General features: G+C 50.4%; 4 protein-coding genes and 2 pseudogenes. 3 read left to right on the top strand and 3 right to left on the bottom strand.

The genetic code is table 11. The annotated features are described in order from the left end of the window. Positions 1 to 202: 202 nt before the first annotated feature. Together DU506_RS20695 and DU506_RS20690 are read left to right on the top strand one after the other, a co-directional pair. Positions 203 to 1,123, top strand: a complete 921-nt coding sequence (locus DU506_RS20695) for a glutaminase (RefSeq protein WP_114488730.1) — start codon at positions 203 to 205, stop codon at positions 1,121 to 1,123. Positions 1,124 to 1,225: 102 nt separating this feature from the next. Further along, positions 1,226 to 1,969, top strand: coding sequence for a class I SAM-dependent DNA methyltransferase (locus DU506_RS20690; protein ID WP_114488729.1), 744 nt, complete (start codon positions 1,226 to 1,228; stop codon positions 1,967 to 1,969). Between the two features lie 117 nt (positions 1,970 to 2,086). Here the strand turns inward: DU506_RS20690 and DU506_RS20685 are convergent, their stop codons facing one another. From DU506_RS20685 to DU506_RS20675, 3 genes and pseudogenes are all read right to left on the bottom strand, one after another. Then, a complete protein-coding gene (locus DU506_RS20685) occupies positions 2,087 to 2,572 on the bottom strand; it encodes a YehS family protein (protein ID WP_114488728.1) in 486 nt (161 codons plus the stop codon). Positions 2,573 to 2,632: 60 nt separating this feature from the next. Next, complete coding sequence (locus tag DU506_RS20680) at positions 2,633 to 3,055, bottom strand: tetratricopeptide repeat protein (protein WP_114488727.1); 423 nt, start codon at positions 3,053 to 3,055, stop codon at positions 2,633 to 2,635. Positions 3,056 to 3,295: 240 nt separating this feature from the next. Then, positions 3,296 to 3,546, bottom strand: a pseudogene (locus DU506_RS20675) (VOC family protein); the annotation flags it as partial. Between the two features lie 98 nt (positions 3,547 to 3,644). Here DU506_RS20675 and DU506_RS20670 point away from each other — a divergent pair. Beyond that, a pseudogene (locus DU506_RS20670) lies at positions 3,645 to 3,922 on the top strand (IS4 family transposase); the annotation flags it as partial.

Below are 3,922 nucleotides of genomic sequence, written 5' to 3'. Positions count from 1 at the left end.
CGAACACGGAGATCATCAAGCGCTACATCCAGAACCAGACCAGGCCGTCCTGACGGACGGCGCGCTATCCCTCCACGCCCAATGCGTGGCTTGGACGTGGAATTCCGCGCGAAATGTTAAAATTCCGACAGGGTAAACAGACAGCTCCACCCTTTTCCGCTAGGGTAGCGCCCCGCCTCAGTTGACGGTAGACGATAAGCCCATGCAAGAATTAATCAATGACATTGCGGCGACCATGGCGAAAGCAGAGGAGCGTGGCAAGGTCGCAGACTATATTCCCGAGCTCGGCCATGTTGACCCACAGCAGTTTGGCATTTCGCTAGCGACGGTGGATGGCAAGGTGTATTCAGCCGGTTGCGCGACCACGCCCTTCTCCATTCAGAGTATCTCGAAAGTATTTACGCTGACCATTGCGCTGGGTCAGATGGGCGATTGGTTATGGTCAAAAGTAGGCCGCGAACCTTCGGGTGACCCTTTCAACTCCATCGTTCAGCTTGAGCACGAAAGCGGCAAACCGCGTAACCCCTTTATCAATGCCGGTGCCATTGCGGTGGTCGATGCGATCATGATGGGCCACGAACCTAAAGAGACGCTGGGCGAGATTCTCAACTTTGTGCGCTATGTCGCCAATGACGACAGCATCTGTTTCGATCACGCCGTCGCCGCCTCAGAAATGGCCCACCGCGACCGCAATGCCTCTCTTGCGCATTTTATGAAGGCCTTTGGTCATCTAGACCACGATGTCGATAAAGTGCTGGGCATCTACTTCCATCAGTGCGCTATCGCGATGAGCTGTGAGCAACTTGCCCATGCCGGGCTTTTTTTGGCCTCGGATGGTATCAATAAACCCAGCGATATCCGGGTGGTCGCTCCCCAGCGGGCACGACGTATCAACTCGCTAATGATGATGTGCGGCCACTACGACGCCTCGGGAGAGTTCGCCTTTCGGGTTGGCCTGCCCGGCAAAAGTGGCGTAGGTGGCGGTATACTGGCCATCTCCCCAAGCCACGGTTCCATTGCCGTTTGGTCGCCTGGGTTGGATGCCTACGGCAACAGCCTGTTAGGCACCCAAGCACTTGAAATGTTTGTGCAGCGTACCGGGTGGTCGGTATTTGGGCATTAATGGCGAGCGTTTAAGAATTTGCCTCAAACTCTACCCGCTCATGTACCATGCGCTTTTACCATGTACCACCCAATTTATTTCAGTTCTCACCATCAGGCTACTATGTCCGTCAACGCACTCTATACCGACCTTTCTGGCTACTACGATTTGATGTGCGTAGACATCGACTACCAGACCCAAAGTAACGCCATTTGTCGGCTGCATCAGCTCTTTGGTAACGATGGCACCACCCACTTGGATTTAGCCTGTGGCACCGGCCCTCACGTGCGCCATTTTATTGATGCTGGCTACATAAGTAGCGGGCTGGATATCAACCAGCCGATGCTGGATATCGCCGCCACGCGCTGCCCAGAAGCGCACTTCTCGCTGCAAGACATGAGTCACTTCGAGGTTAGCGAACCCCTCGATTTAATCACCTGCTTTTTGTACTCCATCCACTACACCGATGGCATCGAAAAGCTCAAAGCGTGCATTACCAGCGCCCGCCGCGCCTTAACAACAGGTGGCGTTTTCTATTTTAATGCGGTCGATAAAGAAAAAATCGACAACGGCTTATTTGTTAAACATACCGCCAAGCAAGCAGACGAGGAGTTTACCTTCCACTCGGGCTGGCACTACAGCGGGCAGGGTGAAAAACAGTCGCTCAGGCTGAGTATTGAAAAAGCCAGCACAGACGCTACCCAGATATGGAACGACGAACACCCCATGGTAGCGGTCAGTTTTATGGAGTTAACCGCTCTGCTGACGCCTTACTTCGAGGTGCATGTGTTTGAGCACAACTACGAGACTATCACCCCTTGGGATAACGTCTCTGGAAATGCGATTTTTGTCTGCGTGAAACGTTAACAGCCACCTACTCTGCTGGGATTATTGGTTGAGTTAAGGCTCTATAAGGCAAGAGGATGCAAGCGCTTCCTCTTGCCTCTGCCGTTTGATAAACAGCGCTGCTGCGACTTTATCGGTTCAAGACTCTAAATCCGCTCCATTTTGATTGGGCCGTAACTGGCGTTGAATACCGAGCAAGAAATTTCGAAGTATTTGATCTTTACACTCTCGATAATTCTTATGACTTGGCTTACGGAAAAAAGCGCTTAATTCATGGTTGCTTAAAGGCAAGCCGACCAGCTCAAACACCTCTAAAATATCGTCCGCTTTTAAATTCAGCGCAATGCGCAGCTTCTGGAACACCATATTATTGTTCAGTTGCGCTTCAGGCGCAGGCTGGGGGCCTTCGCGCTTGCCACGCTTAAAGCTAATAAACCCATTCAGAAACGCCGCCAGCTCTTTATTTTTCATAGTGACAAAGGCGTCATCTTCATCCTTTTTCAGCCAGGCAGCCACCTGCTCCTGGGTGACGCTGACCTCTGCCAAGGCGAAGATGTCAATCATGGTGCTATCTTTTAAATCAAAGGTATAACGGATACGGCGAAAAATATCATTATTGGTCAAAATAAATCCCCTAGTCTTAGGTAAATTCAACACATTCAGCTTTCAGGTAACGCAAGCAGCCTAGCCTGTGGTTAGCTTTTCAAGCAGCTCATCTATTTCTTTTTTCAATTCGTCATCTTCAATTTTATTAGCACTGACCTTTGCATGTTGAAGGCTTTTGATAGCTGCGTCAGTTTGGTTCAATTCAATTTGCAACGTTGCCATGGAAAAACCAACGGATGACATATGATCTTTCGAATTCATGGCAATGGCTTTTTCTAATGCTTTTTCGTAAACCGCCAGAGCGTCTTCTAGTTCCTCTGTAAAGTCAGCCAGCGTTTCCCACTGCTCTGGGTGATCTTTATCAGTTTTTTCATTACTGGTGCAAATAATCTGCAACTCTGCGTAGAGCGCATTAAATGTTTCTCTATCATCTTGATCGGCGGCTTTCATTAGCTTTTCAGCCAAATCATAAACAGCCTTATATATATTCGTATTAATCATTAATAACTACCTTTTCTATAAAATAACTGGACAGACAATCTGCTTACCAATGGGCGTTGGAACGCAGCTGCCTTGCCATACTGGCCCCATTGTACCCGTTGGAGAGGGAGTTTCGGGCGGCAATTTGCGGCTTTTATGGTGGGGTGTTGGCGAGGCTTGTTTAGATCGGCTTCGCGAGTCCCACCCATGGACTGCTCGCGAACCTATTTGCCGAATACTGCCTGCGGCTCTTCATTATCGCTATGTAGCTGATTGCAGAGCATCGCGGTTTAAATTCCGCTCGGCCGGGATATCACTCAGATACTCGACAAACTCCACTTCGAACCCAGCCGGATCGACAAAATAGACATTTTTGCGAAACGGCTCTACAGCCCCGGGTTTGGCAATGGCATAACCCGCGTCAATCTGGCAACAACGGCATCGAGGTTATCGGTCACATAAGCAAAATGGGCCAGCCCAACGCTGTGGCCTTTCAAATCTGACGGATCCCCACGAATATTTTCAATAAAATCAGCGGGTAATGTTGAAAGAGCCTGCATGGGTCGGCATGTTGTTCATCGCCAAACAAACAATATGCCTAAGGAGACCCATGCAGGCCCCTCAATTCTTGCACAACTGGCTGACATCAGCACTCCCCTCTATTCATGCCAAACGCCTTCAGGCACTACTGGATACGGTCGGTGCCTTGCTGACGGAGCGTCGACTGGGGTTAACAGCGCTGGGGCGTGCCTTGCCAGGGCCCGCGACGCCTCGACACACCATCAAGCGCGTCGATCGGCTATTGGGTAACCGCCATTTGCACGAGGAGCGTCCCTTGTTTTATTGGCTTGTGGCCCACTTGTTGATCGGTCACACGATACGCCCTCT

The sequence above is a fragment of the Vreelandella rituensis genome, assembly GCF_003336665.1.
GTDB lineage: Bacteria > Pseudomonadota > Gammaproteobacteria > Pseudomonadales > Halomonadaceae > Vreelandella > Vreelandella rituensis.
Note: the sequence above shows the minus strand (reverse complement) of the source record. Positions and strands in the feature narration are given on the sequence as shown.